The 13,754-nt window shown below is 70.7% G+C and carries 12 protein-coding genes and 1 riboswitch; of the genes, 7 read left to right on the top strand and 5 right to left on the bottom strand.

Going from position 1 to position 13,754, the window contains the following annotated elements; all coding sequences use genetic code 11:
* Positions 1–68 precede the first annotated feature (68 nt).
* From ABZ815_RS45765 to ABZ815_RS45780, 4 genes are all read left to right on the top strand, one after another.
* Entirely contained in the window at positions 69–866 is a 798-nt protein-coding gene (locus ABZ815_RS45765; protein ID WP_357708085.1) for a methyltransferase domain-containing protein, read from the top strand.
* A 25-nt stretch (positions 867–891) separates the two neighbouring features.
* Positions 892–950: riboswitch (guanidine-III (ykkC-III) riboswitch) on the top strand.
* Between the two features lie 33 nt (positions 951–983).
* Positions 984–1,304: a multidrug efflux SMR transporter gene (locus ABZ815_RS45770; protein ID WP_357708086.1), complete on the top strand. Its 321-nt coding sequence runs from the start codon at positions 984–986 to the stop codon at positions 1,302–1,304.
* A 4-nt stretch (positions 1,305–1,308) separates the two neighbouring features.
* Complete coding sequence (locus tag ABZ815_RS45775; RefSeq protein ID WP_357708087.1) at positions 1,309–1,692, top strand: VOC family protein; 384 nt, start codon at positions 1,309–1,311, stop codon at positions 1,690–1,692.
* A 24-nt stretch (positions 1,693–1,716) separates the two neighbouring features.
* Positions 1,717–2,640, top strand: coding sequence for a zinc-binding dehydrogenase (locus ABZ815_RS45780; protein ID WP_357708088.1), 924 nt, complete (start codon positions 1,717–1,719; stop codon positions 2,638–2,640).
* Here ABZ815_RS45780 and ABZ815_RS45785 read toward each other — a convergent pair.
* Entirely contained in the window at positions 2,606–3,055 is a 450-nt protein-coding gene (locus ABZ815_RS45785) for a hypothetical protein (protein WP_357708089.1), read from the bottom strand. The two genes, ABZ815_RS45780 and ABZ815_RS45785, sit on opposite strands and share 35 nt — an antisense overlap.
* A 75-nt stretch (positions 3,056–3,130) precedes the next feature.
* Here ABZ815_RS45785 and ABZ815_RS45790 point away from each other — a divergent pair, with 75 nt between their 5' ends.
* On the top strand, positions 3,131–4,057 hold the full coding sequence (locus tag ABZ815_RS45790; protein WP_357708091.1) for a GNAT family N-acetyltransferase: 927 nt from the start codon (positions 3,131–3,133) through the stop codon (positions 4,055–4,057).
* Positions 4,058–4,073: 16 nt separating this feature from the next.
* Here ABZ815_RS45790 and ABZ815_RS45795 read toward each other — a convergent pair whose 3' ends face one another.
* Positions 4,074–4,616 carry a PadR family transcriptional regulator gene (locus ABZ815_RS45795; RefSeq protein WP_357708093.1) on the bottom strand — a complete coding sequence of 181 codons (543 nt, stop codon included), beginning with the start codon at positions 4,614–4,616 and terminating at the stop codon, positions 4,074–4,076.
* Positions 4,617–4,709: 93 nt separating this feature from the next.
* Here ABZ815_RS45795 and ABZ815_RS45800 point away from each other — a divergent pair, with 93 nt between their 5' ends.
* A complete protein-coding gene (locus ABZ815_RS45800; RefSeq protein ID WP_357708094.1) occupies positions 4,710–5,462 on the top strand; it encodes a hypothetical protein in 753 nt (250 codons plus the stop codon).
* On the opposite strand, the gene ABZ815_RS45805 is transcribed toward ABZ815_RS45800, so the two are convergent.
* Positions 5,440–7,452 (bottom strand): molybdopterin oxidoreductase family protein, encoded by a 2,013-nt coding sequence (locus ABZ815_RS45805; RefSeq protein WP_357708096.1) that lies wholly within the window; start codon positions 7,450–7,452, stop codon positions 5,440–5,442. The two genes, ABZ815_RS45800 and ABZ815_RS45805, sit on opposite strands and share 23 nt — an antisense overlap.
* Before the next feature lie 459 nt (positions 7,453–7,911).
* Here ABZ815_RS45805 and ABZ815_RS45810 point away from each other — a divergent pair, with 459 nt between their 5' ends.
* Positions 7,912–10,287: a lysylphosphatidylglycerol synthase transmembrane domain-containing protein gene (locus ABZ815_RS45810; protein WP_357708098.1), complete on the top strand. Its 2,376-nt coding sequence runs from the start codon at positions 7,912–7,914 to the stop codon at positions 10,285–10,287.
* Positions 10,288–10,328: 41 nt separating this feature from the next.
* On the opposite strand, the gene mgrA is transcribed toward ABZ815_RS45810, so the two are convergent.
* Together mgrA and ABZ815_RS45820 are read right to left on the bottom strand one after the other, a co-directional pair.
* Complete coding sequence (mgrA, locus tag ABZ815_RS45815) at positions 10,329–11,327, bottom strand: L-glyceraldehyde 3-phosphate reductase (RefSeq protein ID WP_357708100.1); 999 nt, start codon at positions 11,325–11,327, stop codon at positions 10,329–10,331.
* The gene (locus ABZ815_RS45820) at positions 11,324–13,414 is read right to left on the bottom strand and encodes a S9 family peptidase (protein WP_357708101.1); all 2,091 of its coding nucleotides are present in this window, start codon (positions 13,412–13,414) and stop codon (positions 11,324–11,326) included. Before ABZ815_RS45820 ends, mgrA begins: the two co-directional genes overlap by 4 nt.
* Positions 13,415–13,754 lie beyond the last annotated feature (340 nt).

Genomic DNA, 13,754 nt, shown 5'->3' on the forward strand with positions numbered 1-13,754 from the left:
CTGGCCAGTAACCTTACCTGCAATGCTACCCGCGAGTAACCCCGGCCATGCATGGCATGCTCGACTCCATGGACGCCGAAGAACTCGCCACCAGGTGGCGGGAGCGACTGGAATCCTGGGCCATCCCCGAGGAGATCCTGGCCAAGGCTCCGGCCGATCCGTGGAGCCATTCACCGGCCCGGTTCGCCACGCGCACCGACCGGGCGCTGGCCGAGCCCGACGACGGCCCGACCATGACCCGCCTCGCCGAGGCGCTGCCCGACAAGGGCACGCTCCTCGACGTCGGCTCGGGCCCCGGCGCCGCGTCGTTGCCGCTGCGCGAGCGCATCGGCCACCTCTACGCGGTGGACGCCTCCGCGCCCATGCTGGAGCACCTGAAGGTCAGGGCGATGGACCTGGGCGTGCCGGCCACCACCGTCGAGGGGCGCTGGCCCGATGTGGCCGGCCAGGTGCCGGTGGCCGACGTGTCCGTCGCCGCGCACGTGGTCTACAACGTGCCCGACCTGGCGGAGTTCCTGCGGGCGCTCGACCGTCACACCCGTGGCCGGGTGGTGCTCGAACTGTCGCATCGCCATCCCATGAGCTGGATGACGCCGCTCTGGCAGCACTTCCACGGCGTCGACCGCCCGGTCCGTCCCATCGCCGAGGACTGCGTGGCCCTGGCGGCGGCGCTGGGCTTCGCCGTGCGCGTGGAGGAGCGGGAGGCGCCCCTGGAACGTTTCACGACGGTCGAGGAGCTGGCCGAGAGCGCCTGCCGACGGGTGTGCCTCGACCCGTCCAGGGTGGAGGAGGTGGCCGAGACGGCGGTCGAGCTGGGGATGTGGCCGGTGCCACGCGACCGTTGGGTCACCGTCTGGTGGGAATGATCCGCTTCTCTGGGGCGTTGGAACACTTGAGCTGACTGCTCCCGGACGAGACGCGCCGTACCCGGTACGCCAAGACGACGCACGTACCTGTACGTCTCGTCCTCAGGAGTACTGATCATGGCGTGGATCCTCATCGTGCTGGCCGGCCTGTTCGAGGTGGCCATGGCACTGTCGCTCAAGCTCAGCAACGGCCTCAGCCACCTGTGGTGGACCGTGTCCTTCCTGGCCACGGCCGCCCTCAGCTTCGGGCTGCTCGCCTACGCGCTCAAGTCCCTGGAGGTCGGCACCGCGTACGCCGTGTGGACCGGCATCGGGGCCGTCGGCACCGCGATCCTCGGCATGGTCGCCATGGGCGACGACGTGTCGCCGCTGCGCCTGACCTCGATCGCGCTCATCCTGGCCGGTGTCGTGGGGCTCAATCTGGCTGGTGGACACTAGTGCGATGATTGAGATCCATGCCATCACCGTCGACGCCGCCGATCCCTATGAGATCGCGAACTGGTGGAGCCAGGCCACCGGGTGGCCGTTGGGCGAGGGTGACAAGCCGGGGGCCGACGAGGTCATGCTGCGTACGCCCCAGGACCCGTTCCTGCTGTTCATCCGCGTGCCCGAGGCCAAGACCGCCAAGAACCGCGTGCACTTCGACGTCAACAACGCAGACGGAAGGACGCGCGACGAGGAGGTCGAGCGGCTGCTAGGCCTCGGCGCGACCCTCTTCCAGGACCAGCGCAGGCCCGACGGTTCGGGCTGGGTGACGATGCTCGACCCCGAGGGGAACGAGTTCTGCGTGTGCAGGAGCGAGGCCGAGAGGGCCTTGCCGGAATGATGTTCTGTCGGTGAAGCTGGCCCCATGAGCGTGAGGGCCGTCGTCTGCACCGAATACGGCAAGCCGGTCGAACTGGTCGAGCTGCCCGATCCGATCCCCGGTCCCGACCAGGTGGTCGTCGAGGTCGAGGCGGCCGGCGTCAACTTCGTGGACGGGCTGATGGTGCGCGGCGGCTACCAGATCAGGCCGCCGTTGCCCTTCACCCCCGGCTACGAGGTGGCCGGGCGGCTGCCGGACGGACGCAGGGTCGTGGCGATCACCGGGCTGGGCGGGTTCGCCACACGGGTGCTGGTGCACCGGACGCAGGCCGTACCGTTGCCCGAGGGTTTCGACGTGCTCGCGGCGGCGGCGTTCCCGCAGAGTCACTGCACCGCCATGTACGCGCTCAAGGAGCGCGGCCGGCTGCTCCCCGGCGAGCGGGTGCTCGTGCTCGGGGCGGGCGGCGGTGTGGGTCTGGCCGTGGTCCGGGTCGCCAAGGCGCTCGGGGCCGTCGTGCTGGCGGCGGCGTCCACCGGTGACAAGAGGGAGCGCGCCCGGCGGGCGGGAGCCGACGACGTGACCGGCTACGACGGTCTGAAGGACGCGGCCAGGGCGTGGGGCGTGGACGTGGCGGTCGATCCGGTCGGCGGCGAGCTGTCCGAACAGGCCCTTCGCGGGCTGCGCGAGGGCGGGCGGCTCCTGGTCGTCGGATTCGCCTCCGGCGGCATCGCGAGGCTGCCCGCCAACCAGGTGCTGCTGCGTGACCGGGCGGTGGTGGGCGTCGACTGGGGTGCGTGGTCGCTGGGCCACCCGGCGGACAACCGGGCCCTGCTCGAAGGTCTGCTGGCGATGCCGGGCATCGTTCCGGAGGCGCCGGAGGTCAGGCCGCTGGCGGAAGCGGGCCGGGCCATGGACGACCTGCTGGAGCGGCGGGTCACCGGGAAGATTGTGCTCGTCCCTTCATCGTGACGGTCAGGATCGCGGCGATCAGGTAGACCAGCGCGCCGTGCCACATCGCCTGCACGGCCGAGCCGAACACGCCCTCGCCGTCGAGCACGAGCTGCACCGGGTAGTCGAGCACCGCCGTGATCGCGGCGGGCAGGAGCGCGAACTTCCACGGGTGCCGCAGCGACCAGAGCCGGGCCTGGCGGGTGACGCGGTCGCCCTCGTTCGGCTTGGCGACCGAGCCGATCGCGGCGATCAGGGCGAAGAGGCTGATGCCGAGCCCCAGGGCCCAGACCAGGTCGCCGGTGCCGGTGAGCGCGCCCATCCCGAAGCTGGCGGCCGAGACCACGACGCCGCCGATGGCGGCGGTCTTCCAAGGGGCGCCCCGCAGGGCCGCCGCGGACAGTGAGACCTCATCGCGTCTACTGATTTCGTTCATGTCCTCATGGTGCCGCCGCGACCCCCCTGGAGGCATCGGGGACCGACCCTGACCTGTCCCTGACATGATTCCCATATGACGGAAATCGCCATTGTGCAGTTGGGGCCGGACGAGGGGGAGCGGCTGAAGGAGGTCCGGCTGCGGGCGCTCCAGGAGTCACCGGACGCGTTCGGCTCCTCGTACGCGCGGGAGGCCGGGTTCTCCGCCGAGGAATGGACCGAACGGCTGAAGAACCCGCACTCGCGCTGGTGGGTGGCCGAGGGCGACGGCCTGGGTGATGTGGGCCTGGTGTGCATGCTCCTGGAGGAGTCCGGCGCCCACCTGCTGTCCATGTGGGTCGCCCCCGAGGCCAGGGGACGCGGCCTCGCCTCCCGGCTGGTGGACCGGTCCGTCGGGTGGGCGCGTTCGTCCGGGGCCGAGCAGGTGCAGCTGTGGGCCGTCGACGCCAACCACGCCGCCCGCGCGCTCTACGCGGCCAAGGGCTTCACCCGCAGCGGCAAGGTCATGGCCCTGCCCTCCAACCCGTCCCTCATGGAGTCCCACTACGTGTTGTCCCTGCTGTTCCGCCAGGCGCGCAAGGAGGACGTCCCGGCCATCGTGCGGATGCTGGCCGACGACCCGCTCGGCGCCGCCCGCGAGGGGGAGCCCGACGACACCCGCTACCTGATGGCCTTCGACCGCATCGAGGCCAACCCGTACGACGAGCTGATCGTGGCCGAGCAGGAGGGCGAGGTGGTGGGCACGATGCAGCTCACGTACCTGGCCGGGCTGTCGAGGCTGGGCGCGGAGCGGTGCCAGATCGAGGCCGTCCGGGTGGCGGCCACGACGCGCGGCCAGGGGCTGGGCGGGAAGATGATCCAGTGGGCGATCGACCGGGCGCGGGCCAGGGGGTGCACCGTCGTCCAGCTCACCTCCGACAAGTCGCGCGCCGACGCCCACCGCTTCTACGACGCCCTCGGCTTCACCGCCTCCCACGAGGGCTACAAACTCACCCTGAGCTGAGCGGAACGGCCTCCGGCTAAAGGCCGCCGCCGAGCTGGGTCAGCATCCAGCGGCACCACTCGGCCCGGTGCCGCTCGTAGCTCAGCCCGCAGCGCAGCGTCGCGTAGCCGCCGAACCTCGGGTCGCCGAAGGCCGGCTGCCCGCCGAACGACGCCTCCTGCCGCTCGTAGTCGGCCAGCCGCTCCTCATGGGCGGCGAGCTGCTCGGCGAACAGCCGCCGCAGCAGCTCCGGCTCGGCCAGCCACGCCGCGTACGTCTTGAGCACCAGCTCGTCGCGCTCCGGCCGCTCGCGCGGCGGCTCGGTGACCCATGCCCGCAACGCCGCCAGCCCCTCGGCGGTCAGGTGGTAGACCTTCTTGGCCTGCGGCCCCGGCCCGTGCGCGCTCTCGAACCCGACCAGCTCGGCCGCCCGGAGTTTCTGCAGCTCGGCGTGGATCTGGCTGTGCCCGGCCGTCCAGAAGTAGCCGACCGGCCGCCGCATGGCCGCCGCCAGGTCGTATCCGGTGCGGTCGCCGCGCGCCAGCACGGCCAGGATCGCGTATCCGAGCGTTGAGGTCATGGTGGGTCCAAGGATATGGTGCTTGCGGCACTATGTCAGTTCAGACATAGTCAGAAGAAGGGCGCGGCGGCCATGCGGAAGATCATCGGATGGATGGCACTCCTCACACTGGGGCTGACCGGCTGCGGGGGCACGGTCGGCACCGGCGCGACCGCCGTCCGCACCACGGCCGCCGAGGCCCCTTCCCCTGACCCGACCCCCACCCCGAGCCCGCCGCCCACCGGCCCCAACGTCTCGGGCTGCTTCACCGAGCAGGACGGCAAGATCTTCACCCACGTCCGCGGCCTGCCCGGCGTGATCACCGGCGACGGCCCGGTGGGCGTGGTGATCAGCTACGAGCGCCGCGGCACCGTGTGCTCCTGGCGCCCGCTGTCCGACCGCCTGGTCGCCGCCGGCTACCGCGTCCTGCTCTACGCCAGGGACGCCGGCCTCCTGCCCGAGGACGGCGCGGTCGCCATGGGCAGGCGCCTGGCCAAGGAGAAGGGCGTCGAGCGGCTGTTCCTGGTCGGCGGCTCGATCGGCGCCACAGCCTCGGTCCCGGCGGCCGAGAGGCTGGCCGGGAAGGCGGGCGTGAAGGTGGCCGGCGTCGTCGCCCTGTCAGGCGAGATCGACCAGGGCGACGCCGCCGCGCTCACCGTGCCGCTGCTGCAGATCGGCTCCGAGCACGACTCCTACGGCGGCGCCGAGTCGATGCGCGCGGCCGAGGCCGCCGCGACCAAGGCCCCGGACAACCAGGTGATGGTCATCCCCGGCGAGTCGCTGCATGCCTCGGCCCTGTTCGGCAGCCCTCACGCCACCAAGGTGCTCGACACGGTCGTGGCGTTCATGGACCGGCACAAGGGCTGACCTCGACCAGGTTGTCGTGGAAGGCGGGCCCCTTGCCCATGTCGGCGTCCCGCTCGGCCACGACCGCGTTCGCGTTCGCGCCGCCCGGGCTCAGCTTCGGCCACCGGCCCTTGGGGGTCGCCACCACGCCGGGCGCGACCCGGTCGCTGATCTCCACGTCGGCCAGGAACTCGCCGCCGTCGTTGTGCACCCGTACGCGCTGCCCGGGCGTCAGCCCGCGGGCCGCCGCGTCGGCCGGGTTCACCAGCACCGCCGGCTCCTTGGCCCGCCGCCGCAGCTCCGGGTTGTTGGCGAAGATCGTGTTGAGGAACGTGTGCGAGGCCGGCGTGACCAGCGTCAGCGGGTACGCCGACCGCTCGGCGCCCGCCGTGTGCGGCGGCACGTACGCCTTCCCCGACGGCGGGAAGCGCAGCCGCCCGGAAGGCGTCGGGAAGCCCTCGGCGAACGGCGCGAACGGCTTGGGGTAGTTCATCCGCACCCACCCCTCCTTGCGCAGCCGGTCCAGCGTCACGCCTTCGAGCGACGGATGCCCGCTCGCCAGCAGCGACTCGGCCAGCTCCAGGTCGGAGTCGTACAGGGACGGCTCGGTCAGCCCCATGTGCGCGGCCAGCTTGCGGAAGGTCTCGGTCGTGGACAGGCACTCCCCGGGCGGCGGCACGGCGGGCTCGTTCCACAGCAGGTACATGTGGCCGTAACCGGCGTGCAGGTCCATGTGCTCGGTCTGCATGGTCGCCGGCAGCACGATGTCGGCGTAGTCCACGGTGTCGGTCGGGAACTGCTCCATGACGACCGTGAACAGGTCCTCGCGGGCGAGCTGCCGCCTGATCGTGTTGGCGTCGGGGGTCGAGCCGAGCGGGTTGGCGGCGTACACCCACAGGCATTTGACGTCGTCGAGCTGGGAGCCCAGCTTGGTCATGACCAGCGTGCGCACGGGCTTGGCCAGCAGGTCGTTCCGGGTGTCGACGTTCACCCGCACGTGACCGGTCGTCGAGTACGCCACGCCGCCGCCCGGATGCCGCCAGTCGCCGGTCACGCCGGGGATCGCGGCGATCGTCCGCATCGCGGCGCCGCCGCCCGCGTGCCGCTGGATGCCCATGGTGGCGCGGATCGCGGTCGGCCGGGTGTGGGCCAGGCGCATCCCCAGGCTGTGGACGTCCTCGGCGGGGATGCCGGTGATCTCCGCCACCCGCTCCACCGGGTGCTCCAGGATCTCCTTGCGGAAGTCCTCCCAGCCTTCGGTGTGCTCGGCCAGGAACTCCTCGTCCTGGGCGTTCTCCGCGAGCACGACGTTGAGCAGCCCGAGCGCGAGCGCGGCGTCCGTGCCCGGCCTGATCGCCAGGTGCTGGTCGGCCTGGTCGGCGGTCCTGGTGCGGATGGGGTCGATGGCGACCACGTACGCGCCGTCCGCGCGGGCGTCCTGGATGAACTTCCACAGGTGGTGGCCGCTGGTCAGCGTGTTGGTGCCCCAGAGCAGGATCAGTCTGGCCTGGGCGAAGTTCTCCGGGTCCATGCCGCCCGCGGTGCCGTTGGCCTTCATCAGCCCGCTGCTGCCGGCCGCCGAGCAGATGTTCAGCCAGTGCTTGGACGCCCCCAGCACGTTCCAGAACCGGCGCCCGGCCACGCCCTCGCACCCTTGGAGGTAGCCCAGCGAGCCGGTGCCCAGATAGGGCCAGATCGCCTCGCCGCCGTGCTCGTCCACGATGGCGCGCAGCCGCGTCGAGATCTCGTCGAGCGCCTCGTCCCAGGTGATCCGCTCGAACTGCCCCGAACCCTTCGGCCCGGTACGCCGCATCGGGTACAGGATGCGGTCGTCCGCCTGCGTGTGCTCCAGGTACCGGTTGACCTTCACGCACAGCGCGCCGCGGGTGTAGGGATGGTCGGGGTTGCCGCGCATCTTGACCGCCTGCCCGTCCCGGACGGTGACGACCCACGAGCAGGTGTCCGGGCAGTCAAGCGGACATGCTCCCAAAACCCTCAAATCACCCGACATGCGGACAGCCTACGTCGAGGGCCGGGCGTGACGGGCGACCGCCCGCGCCGACGCGCCGGTGAACGGCCCGCCCCCGCGACACCGCCGATCCGACCTCGGGAAAGAACGCAAAGGTGAAGGGTTGGAGTTCCACCGTGTAGCCTGCCTCGCGCAGCCTGGACACGACGTACTCGGCCGACACGTCACGACCGGGCCGCCCAGGCGTCGGGGGCCACGGGGGCCGACGGCGGCATCGCGAGAGTGAACATGCCATGAACGTCCCAGGGCTTCACGGCCTCCACCCGCGGGCAGGTCAATGCTGGTCGAATCCTCACCCGGTGCGCTCGCCGGGACCAGGAACGAGGACACTGGAGAACAGAGATCGTACGGTCCGGCCGGGAAGGTGCAGAATCACTGTCGGTGGCCGAAATCAGGGAACGAGATGATGACACGGAGGACCTCGCGGAGGGGGATCCAGCCGTGGCCGAGCCACGCGCCGACGGCGGCGTCTACGTAGTCGAGCCGCTCCTTCCCCAGCGGTTGCGGCGGCCGTCCGACCTGCTGCGCTTCTTCGCGACGCTGGCGGTGCTCGCGGCGGTGATCCTGCTCGCCCTCGTCGCCAAGCAGACGCTCAACGGCCTGGAGCAGGACGTCAAGGTGGGCGCCGAGATGGTGCCGCTGCTCAGCCGGGTCGCCGCCTTCATCGGCAGCGCGGCCGTGCTGATCGTGCCGGCCGCGTTCGCCGTGGAGCGGGTCTTCCACCGCGACGGCCTGCGCGTCGCCGAAGGGCTGATCGCGGCCATCATCGGCATGGCCGGGTCGTTCCTGCTCGGGCAGTGGATCGAGGCGAGCAGCCTGACCGACCTGCGCATCCTGCTCACCGGCGACCGCGAGATCGAGCCGCTGAACACGCTGCTCACCTCGGTCATCGCCTACACCACCGCGGTCCGCATCGCCCGCCGCCCCACGTGGCGCATGCTCATGTGGACCTCGATCGCCCTCTACATCCTCACCTACTTCTCCGGCAGGCAGATCACCCTGCCCAGCGCCATCGTGACCGTCCTGGTCGGCATGGCCATCGGCTACGCCACCCTCTACGGCGTCGGCAGCCCCAACACCCGCCCGCCCGGCAGCGCCGTGGTCGCCGCGCTGCGCAAGCTGTCGTTCTCACCCGTCTCCGCCCGCCGCATCGAGGACGACCACCAGGGCAGCCGCCGCTACGCCATCGGCCTGAAGGACGGCACCAGCCTCGACGTCACCGTCCTCGACCGCGACCGCCAGGTGGCCGGGCTGCCGTACCGGCTGTGGCGGCGCATCAGGCTCAACTCCGAGACCAGGCGCAGGGCCATCCGCTCGCTGCGGGCCGAACTGGAACGCGAGGCGCTGATGGCGTACGCGGCCCAGGCCGCCGGCGCCAGCACGCCGCGCCTGCTCGGCACCAGCGAGATCGGCACCGAGGCCGCCCTGCTCGCCTACGAGCACATCGAGACCCGCCCGCTCGACGAGGTGCCCGACGCCGAGATCGACGACGCCCTGCTCGCCCAGATCTGGGAGCAGGTCGAGCTGCTGCAGATCCAGCGGCTCGCGCACCGGCGGCTCACCGGCGACAGCATCCACCTCGACCGCGCGGGCCGGGTCGTGCTGACCGACGCCCGCAGCGGCGAGATCGCCGCCGGCGACCTGCTGCTCCGGCTCGACATCGCCCAGCTCCTCACCTACCTGGCGCTGCGCGTCGGCGCCGAGCGCTCGGTCCGGGCCGCTGCCGCCGTGATGGGCCCCGACGCCCTGGCCGCCGCCATGCCGCTGCTCCAGCGCATCGCCCTGACCAGGGAGACCCGCTCGGCCCTGTCCAAGGCCAAGAACGTGCTCACGGGCCTGCGCGACCACATCGTGGCGCTCAAGCCACAGGGCAAGGTCGAAGAGGTGCGCCTGGAGCGCTTCCGGCCGCGCACCCTGATCACGATCATCGCCAGCACGGTCGCCGCCTACGTCGTGCTGTCCCAGCTCAGCAAGGTCGACCTCTACAAGGTGGCGACCACCGCCAACTGGGCCTGGTCCGGCCTGGCGCTGATCGCCTCGTTCACCAGCTTCGTCGCCGCCGCCCTCATGCTGCGCGGTTTCGTGCCCGAACGCCTGCCGCTCTGGCGTACCGTCCTGGTGCAGTTCGCGTCGTCGTTCGTCAAGCTGGTCGCGCCCGCCGCGGTCGGCGGGGTCGCGATCAACACCCGCTACCTGCAGAAGCGCGGCATCGCGCCGGCGCTCGCGGTGGCCAGCGTGGGCGCCTCGCAGCTCATCATGCTGGTCTTCCACATCGCCCTGCTGCTGCTGTTCGCCTACATCACCGGCTCCGACGCGGCCACCTCGTTCACCCCCTCGCGCGGCCTGGTCGTGGCAATGCTCGCCATCGCGCTGCTGGTCGCGGTGGTGCTCGGCGTGCCGCCGCTGCGCCGGATGGTGACCGTGCGGATGCGCAGGCTGTTCTCGAACGTGCTGCCCCGCCTGCTCGACGTGCTCCAGTCGCCGGCCAAGATGATCGAGGCCGCCTTCGGCACACTCATGATCACGATCGCGTTCGTGGCCTGTCTCGACGCCTGCGTCGCGGCCTTCGGCGGCCAGCTGAGCTTCACCGCCGTCGCCGTCGTCTACCTCACGGCCAACGCCATCGGCTCGGCCGCCCCCACGCCGGGCGGCCTCGGCGCCGTCGAGTACGCGCTCACCCTCGGCCTGGTCGCGGCCGGCCTCGAATGGGACCTGGCCGCCTCGGCCGTGCTGCTGCACCGGCTGCTCACGTTCTGGCTGCCGGTGCTGCCCGGCTGGGCCGCCTTCACCTACCTCCAGCGGCACGAGGCCCTGTGAACCGCCCTCGGGCGGCACAGGGCCCCACACGCCACGGCTGATCAGCGTCCCGACGCGACCGTTGCGGTGATCTTGTCGATCGCCGCCAGCTCGTCCTCGGTGAACACCGGGCCGTCCACGCACGCCACGTTGTCCTCAAGCTGCCCGACGCTGCTCGCGCCGATCAGCACGCTGGTCACCCGCGGGTCCCGCAGCGTCCACGACAGCGCCATCTGGGCCAGCGTCTGCCCGCGGCCCCTGGCGATCTCGTTGAGGTCGCGCGCCAGGTCCCGGTCGATCTGGTCGGCGCTCAGGAACCGGCTCGTCGCCGCCCGCGACCCCTCGGGCACGCCCTCCAGGTAGCGGTCGGTGAGCAGCCCCTGTGCCAGCGGCGAGTACACGATGCAGCCCATGCCCGCCTCCTCCAGCACGTCGAGCAGCCCGTCGTCCTCGATCCAGCGGTTGATCATCGAGTACGACGGCTGGTGGATGAGCAGCGGCGTGCCCAGCTCGCGCATGATCCGCGCGGCCTGCGCGGTCTGCTCGGCCGAGTAGTTGGAGATGCCCGCATAGAGCGCCTTGCCCGAGCGCACCGCCCGGTCCAGCGCACCCATCGTCTCCTCCAGCGGCGTCTCCGGGTCGGGACGGTGGCTGTAGAACACGTCCACGTACTCCAGGCCCATGCGGGTCAGCGACTGGTCGAGGCTGGCCAGCACGTACTTGCGCGACCCCCACTCCCCGTACGGCCCCGGCCACATGTCGTACCCGGCCTTGGTGGAGATGACCAGCTCGTCCCGGTACGCCGCGAAGTCCTCCCGGAGGATCCGCCCGAAGTTCCGCTCCGCCGACCCGTACGGCACGCCGTAGTTGTTGGCCAGGTCGAAATGCGTCACCCCGAGGTCGAACGCGCGCCGCAGCACCGCCCGCGAGTTCTCGATCGGACGGTTGTCGCCGAAGTTGTGCCACAACCCCAGCGACACCGCCGGCAGCCTCAGCCCGCTGCGCCCGCTGCGGTTGTACGGCTGGCGCTCGTAACGCCGCTCGTCGGCCCGGTAGCTCACGCCGTTCCCCTCTCGATGATCCAGGACAGCGCGAACGCCTCCTCGCGCCAGGCGTCGTACCGCCCGCTGCGCCCGCCGTGCCCCGCACCCATCTCCGTCTTGAGCAGGAACGGCCCGCCGGACGCGGTCGCGCGCAGCCGCGCGATCCACTTGGCCGGCTCGTGGTACAGCACCCGCGTGTCGTTCAGGCTGGTGATCGCCAGAATCGGCGGGTACGCCCTCCCGTCCACGTTCTCGTACGGCGAATAGCTCTTCATGTACGCGTAGACATCCGGGTTGTGCAGCGGATCGCCCCACTCGTCCCACTCGATCACCGTCAACGGCAACGACGGGTCGAGGATCGTGTTGAGCGCGTCCACGAACGGCACCTCGGCCACCACCCCCGCGAACTGCTCGGGAGCCAGGTTCGTCACCGCGCCCATCAGCAGCCCGCCCGCCGAGCCGCCGCGCGCGACGACCCGCCCGCTCCAGCCGCTCTCCTTCAGGTGCCGCGCCACGGCCACGAAGTCGGTGAACGTGTTCCGCTTCCTGGTCAGCTTGCCGTCCTCGTACCAGTGACGGCCCATCTCGCCACCGCCCCTGACGTGCGCGATGGCGAAGACGAACCCGCGGTCGAGCAGCGACAGCCGGGGGACCGAGAAGCCCGGGTCGATCGAGGTCTCGTAGCTGCCGTAGCCGTAGAGCAGCGTCGGGGCCGGCGTCGTGGTGTCCTTGCGCTTGACGATCGAGATCGGCACGCGGGTGCCGTCCTCGGCCGTCGCCCACTCCCGGAACTGCTCGTAGTCGCCCGCGTCGTAGCCGCCGAGCACCGGACGCTGCTTGAGCAGGATCAGCTCGTGCGAGTCCAGCTCGTAGTCGTAGACGCTCGGCGGCGTCACCATGCTCGTGTACGCCAGCCTGAGCCGCGTCGTCGTGAACTCGGGGTTGCCCGCCGGGCCGACGTCGTACAGGGGCTCGGGGAAGTCGATCTCGTACGCGTTGCGCTCGGCCGCCTCGATCCGCTCGCGCCAGCCGGCGCCGGCGGCGCTGTAGGGCAGCACCCGCAGGCCGGTCAGCCCGTCGCGGCGGAAGTGCACCACGGCGTGGTCGGAGAACGCGTCGATCTCCAGCAGCCGGGTGTCCTCGCGGTGCCCGATCAGCGGGGTCCAGGTGGCGGGCTCGTCGATCGGGGCCGTGGCCAGCTCGAAGTTCTCGGCGTTCTCGTTGTGCAGGACGTAGAAGAAGTCGCCCGCGTGCTCGACGCCGTACTCCACGCCGGTCTTCCTGGGCCTGACGACCTGGAACTCGCCGGTGGGGTCGGAGGCGTCGAGGATGCGCACCTCACTCGTGATCTTGCTGCCCGCGCCCAGCACGAGGTACCGCTCGCTGCGGGTCAGCCCGATGCCCACCCAGTAGCGCTCGTCGGTCTCCTCGTAGACCAGGACGTCCTCTTCCGTGCCGAGGGTGTGGCGGTACACCTGGTAGGGACGCCAGGCGTCGTCCACCCGCGTGTAGAAGAACGCCGAGCCGTCGGCCGACCACGCGCCGCCGTAGAAGATGTCCTCGATCTCGTCCGGCAGCACCTCGCCCGTCTCAAGGTTCCTGAACCGCAGCGTGAAGCGCTCGTCGCCCTTGTAGTCGGTCGAGTAGGCCAGCATCGTCCCGTCGGGCGTGACGGCGCTGGTGCCGACGGAGAAGAACGCGCTGTCGCCCGCCAGCTCGTTGCCGTCGAGCACGACCTGCTCGCGCTCAAGGCGCTCGCCCGGGGTGATCTGCGGCGGCGCGTCACTGTCGGCCGGCACCCGGCAGGACACCGCGTACTGCTTGCCTTCCTCGGTACGCGTGAAGTACCACCACGCCCCCTTGCGGCTCGGCACCGACAGGTCGGTCTCCTGCGTGCGTCCCTTGATCTCCTGGAAGACCTGCTCCTGGAGCTCGGCGAGATGCGCGGTGTGCTCTTTGAGAAAGTCGTTCTCTGCCTCCAAGTACGCCGTTGTGTCCGGGTCGTCCTTGTTGCTTAGCCAGGCGTACTCGTCGATGAACGTGTCGCCGTGATGGTTGCGCTCAGTCGGTACCTTCTTCGCCACTGGCGGCGTGTTGCTGCTCACGGGGGGAGTCTATGTTCGGCCGTGATCGTTCTGTGGCCGGGAGACATGACGAACGCGTCCCGAGCGCTCAGGAGCGCTGCTAATCTTTAGGAGCCGACGAGGTGCGGCGCAACCCACTCCCTTCACTCCGGTGACTTTGGTGCGTTGCGACGTCCCACGACGGCAATCCCTTCTGGCTCGCGGGTTTGAAGATCGGTTCGCTAACCGAGCGACAGGCTGGTAAGTTAGAGGGGTTGTCCCGGAAGCGGGGCGCGACTTAATTACCGCAGGTCGAGCAAGTCCGGTCAATTTGACAGAGACTTGAACGGCTGAAAGAATTAAGACACAACGAAAGAACGCA

It is taken from the genome of Nonomuraea sp. NPDC047529, assembly GCF_040642995.1.
GTDB lineage: Bacteria > Actinomycetota > Actinomycetes > Streptosporangiales > Streptosporangiaceae > Nonomuraea.

Bases quoted from the DNA above. Each gene is read 5' to 3' on its own strand.
- ABZ815_RS45800 (WP_357708094.1), top strand. From the start codon at position 4,710: ATGGCACTCCTCACACTGGGGCTGACCGGCTGCGGGGGCACGGTCGGC.
- ABZ815_RS45765 (WP_357708085.1), top strand. From the start codon at position 69: ATGGACGCCGAAGAACTCGCCACCAGGTGGCGGGAGCGACTGGAATCC.
- ABZ815_RS45795 (WP_357708093.1), bottom strand. From the start codon at position 4,616: ATGACCTCAACGCTCGGATACGCGATCCTGGCCGTGCTGGCGCGCGGC.
- ABZ815_RS45780 (WP_357708088.1), top strand. From the start codon at position 1,717: ATGAGCGTGAGGGCCGTCGTCTGCACCGAATACGGCAAGCCGGTCGAA.
- ABZ815_RS45770 (WP_357708086.1), top strand. From the start codon at position 984: ATGGCGTGGATCCTCATCGTGCTGGCCGGCCTGTTCGAGGTGGCCATG.
- ABZ815_RS45790 (WP_357708091.1), top strand. From the start codon at position 3,131: ATGACGGAAATCGCCATTGTGCAGTTGGGGCCGGACGAGGGGGAGCGG.
- ABZ815_RS45775 (WP_357708087.1), top strand. From the start codon at position 1,309: ATGATTGAGATCCATGCCATCACCGTCGACGCCGCCGATCCCTATGAG.
- ABZ815_RS45805 (WP_357708096.1), bottom strand. From the start codon at position 7,452: ATGTCGGGTGATTTGAGGGTTTTGGGAGCATGTCCGCTTGACTGCCCG.
- ABZ815_RS45785 (WP_357708089.1), bottom strand. From the start codon at position 3,055: ATGAACGAAATCAGTAGACGCGATGAGGTCTCACTGTCCGCGGCGGCC.